General features: G+C 52.4%; 3 protein-coding genes and 1 pseudogene. All 4 read right to left on the bottom strand.

From position 1 onward, the window contains the following. Positions 1–1,140, bottom strand: a 1,140-nt coding sequence (gene ilvA, locus Q0256_RS09380) for a threonine ammonia-lyase (RefSeq protein ID WP_297962448.1), incomplete at its 3' end; no start/stop codon positions are given. Between the two features lie 100 nt (positions 1,141–1,240). After that, positions 1,241–2,299 carry a hypothetical protein gene (locus tag Q0256_RS09375; RefSeq protein ID WP_367271957.1) on the bottom strand — a complete coding sequence of 353 codons (1,059 nt, stop codon included), beginning with the start codon at positions 2,297–2,299 and terminating at the stop codon, positions 1,241–1,243. Beyond that, positions 2,297–2,830 (bottom strand): annotated as a pseudogene (locus Q0256_RS09370) (tRNA (uridine(54)-C5)-methyltransferase TrmA); the annotation flags it as partial. The pseudogene Q0256_RS09370 and the gene Q0256_RS09375, both read right to left, overlap by 3 nt. Continuing rightward, on the bottom strand, positions 2,827–3,690 hold an 864-nt coding region (locus Q0256_RS09365; RefSeq protein ID WP_297962447.1), incomplete at its 5' end, for a Na+/H+ antiporter NhaC family protein. The pseudogene Q0256_RS09370 and the gene Q0256_RS09365, both read right to left, overlap by 4 nt.

The raw sequence follows: 3,690 nt of genomic DNA, 5'->3' as shown, positions 1-3,690 counted from the left end.
TTTGGTCTCAAGCGTGATCGTGATCTGCGCATCGCCGTACTCGATATTAGTCGAGAAGCGGTCGTAGTCGATCTTGACGATGTTTGCGTTGGCACGGCGCAAAATTTCTGTAAGCCCAGTAAGCGCGCCAGGCTTATCGACGAGCGTGACGTTGATCGTCATCTTGCGGTGCGATTTTATGAGGCCCTTTTCAATGATGATGTTTAGCATCTGCACGTCGATGTTGCCGCCGCTTAGGATGATGCCGATCTTTGCGCCCGCGGGGAATGCAAATTTCGCGTTCATCAGCGCCGCTACGCCCGCCGCGCCCGCGCCCTCGACGATGATTTTTTGCTGCTCGAGCAGATAGAGTATCGCGCTTGCGATCTCCTCGTCATCGACCTGCACGAACTCATCGACGCACTCGATGATCGTAGAGAGCGTGATTTCGCTCGTATCCCGCACCGCGATGCCGTCGGCGATGGTGCGGACCGATTTGGAATTTAGCGGCTTTTTCGCGACGAAGCTATCGTGCATCGCAGGCGCGCCCTTAGCAGCTACGGCGATGATTTTGATGTCGGGATTGATCTGTTTGGCACAGCTGCAAACCCCCGTCGCAAGCCCGCCGCCGCCAACTGGAACGACGATGTATTCAAGATCTGCGACCTCTTCGATCATCTCAAGCGCGATCGTGCCCTGGCCTGCTTGGACGAACTCGTCGTTGAAGGGATGCACGAACGTCAGATTGTGCTCTTTTGCGTATTCCAGCGCAAACGCATACGCCTCGTCGAAATTATCGCCCTGCAAAATGATCTCCGCGCCCAGGGCCTTCGTACCGCTTACCTTAAGTAGCGGCGTGGCTTCAGGCATTACGATCACAGCATGCACGCCGAATTTTTGCGCGCTCATCGCTACGCCTTGGGCGTGGTTGCCTGCGCTTGCGGCTATTACTCCATGCGCCCGCTCCTCATCCGTAAGATGCGCGATTTTATTGTAGGCGCCGCGAATCTTATACGCGCCGGTGCGCTGCAAATTCTCGCTTTTGAGATACACTTCCGCGCCGTAAAGCTTGCTGAGCTTCGGCGCCAGAGCAAAGGGCGTTTTATAGACGAAATCGTTTATCGTGCGCTTTGCTTGGATGATTTTATTTAGATCAACCATCTACTTCCTTTCGTAATTTTAAATTTTGTTATTATACATATTTTAGGCGGAATTTTATCCCGCGCGTAGCCTAAATCCGCAACTTCGGTTTTAGATCCGCTTAACTCCTGCGCCGCAGCAGCACGCCGCATTCGATATGCGCCGTATGCGCGAACTGATCGAAGATCGCAAACCTGCGCACCTCGTGCGTAGCGCAAAGCGAGCGTAAATTTTCAAAAAGCGTCTGCGGATTACAGGAGATGTAGATCAAATTTTGAAAATTTTTTATGAAATCAATCACGCTAGGCTCCAGCCCCGCGCGCGGCGGATCGATCAAGACGTGCGAAAAATCGTAGCTGAAAATATCGATCCCCTTAAGCCGCTCAAACTCGCGCCTGCGCGCAAACGCACTCATCAGCTCATCTGCGCTAAGGCGGACGAATTGCACGTTGCAAACGCCATTGAGCTCGCAGTTTATGTGGGCATTAGCAATCGAGCTTTTTGAAATTTCGCTCGCCAGCACGCGGTTAAATTTATCCGCAAGCGGGATAGTAAAGTTGCCGTGCCCGCAGTACAGCTCCAGCAGATCGCGCGCGGCGGAGCTTTCTGGGCGCACGGCATGTTTTTCGCAGCTCGAATTTTGCGCGGCGGAATTTTCGCGGGCTGAATTTTGCACGCTTTGTCTTTTACGATCTGAATTTTGCGAGCTTTGCTTGTCGCAATCCAAATTTTGCGCGATCAAATTCTGTTCGATGAAATTTTGAGAGGCGGAATTTTGCGCGTCCAAATCCTTGCGAGTGGAATTTTTATCCGTAGAGCTCTTGCCTTTGGACGCACAGTTAAATTTCACGGAATTTTCGCCGTTAAATTCTGCGCGAGCAGAATTTGCTTTAACGGAATTTCGGCAAGCGGCATCAAATTCGGCGGAATTTCCAAAAGCTAAATTTTGGTTCGTAGAATTTTGCGAGGCAGACTGCTCGCAACCGTAATTTTGCGCAGTAAAATTCTCTGCTATTAAATTCTTTGCGGCGAAATTCTGCGCGGCGCACACCTCGCTCGTGCCCTCTTTGCCGAAGTCCACGCAGCTTCTCGCCCAGGCGATCATCTTTTCGTTCACGCCGCGGTTGGGCTGGATGAAGGCGTTTTCGCCGAAGCGAAATTTATAAACTCGCCCGTCCACGCAAAGCTCGTCTGTGAGGCTTAGCTCGCCGCTTAGCAGCTTCTGTCCGCGCGCGCGAGCCATAACCCTGATGCCAAGCTTGCCCGCCAGCTCGCAAATCGCCTCCTGCTCGCGCTCGCCCAGGCGCTTGTGATAAAGCAGCGTCGCCAAAATCCCGCTAGCGCACGAGATAAACTCGACGCCAAAGAGCCTTTCTTTTAAAGCTTTGTTCTGCCTAAGCGCTTCCAGCAGCCGCGGCATTAAATTTGCGATAGGAAGCGCTACCTTGGGGCATTCGTTAATTAAAATTTTCTTGCTACGTGCGCCGCCCATCGTGTAAGCAAGATCAAATGCGCTATGCCAAATATCGTGCCAGATGCCAAATTCCGCCCTGATGCGGTAATTTTGCGGCTGCGAGGCAAAAAACTCAAACTCGCCGTCAAAAAATTCTCTGAACTTATCGCTTATCAGACGCTTTTTGTATAAAATTTGATCCTCATAGGGCTCACCGAGCGTGCAGCTGCCGCAGCTACCGAAGCTTTCGCAATTCATACATCCACTCTTTTACCCACCACGCGCAGTAAAAGAATGATAGCCGCGATACCCAAGATCAGACATCCCCACACGCTAAGCCCAAAGCCCGCGGGCAGGTAGCCGCAAACGATACTGATGCCGCAAACGACCAGCGCATAGGTCATCTGCGTGCTTACGTGCTCGATGTGATCGCAGCCCGCGCCCATCGAGGAGAGGATCGTCGTATCCGAAATCGGCGAGCAGTGATCGCCAAAGATCGCTCCGGTAAGCACTGCGCTTACGTTTACGCACATGAAAACGTGAAATTCCTCGCCGCTAAGTCCGTATTTTTGCCCCACGGCGTGAGCAAGAGGCACGGCCAGAGGTGTGACGATGCCCATAGTACCGAAGCTCGTACCCGTTGAAAAGGAGATAAACGAGCTAAGCACGAAGATCACGATCGCAAGAGCAAAGCGCGGCGTAGCGTCGCTTAGAAGCTCAACCAAGTAACGCGAAGTTCCGAGCTCCTTGATAACCGAGCTTAGCGACCACGCAAAAAGCAGGATTATGACGGTATTTAACATACTTTTCCAGCCGCCAACCCAGACCTCGATCGCCTCTTTGACGCCGTAAATTTTTTGCGCGATGCCCAAAACGACGGCGATGATAGATGAAAAGAGCGCAGATTGAAACAGCACGACCGAGGCATCCGCAGCGCTAAATGCGGTGCGGATCGAGGTAAAGCTAAGAGGGGCTGCCTTGACCGCCTCCAAAGCCTCGCCCTCCAGCGAGCTGTAGCCGTTAAAATAAAACCCGATGACGGAAAGGACAATCATCGCTCCTAGCGGGATTATCGCGTTTAGTTTGCGAAGCGCGACGCCCTCTTTGGGTACGAAAAT

The organism is uncultured Campylobacter sp. (assembly GCF_937949835.1).
Classification (GTDB): Bacteria; Campylobacterota; Campylobacteria; order Campylobacterales; family Campylobacteraceae; genus Campylobacter_B.
The sequence above is the reverse complement of the archived record's forward strand: the minus strand, read 5'-3'. Positions and strand labels throughout refer to the sequence as shown.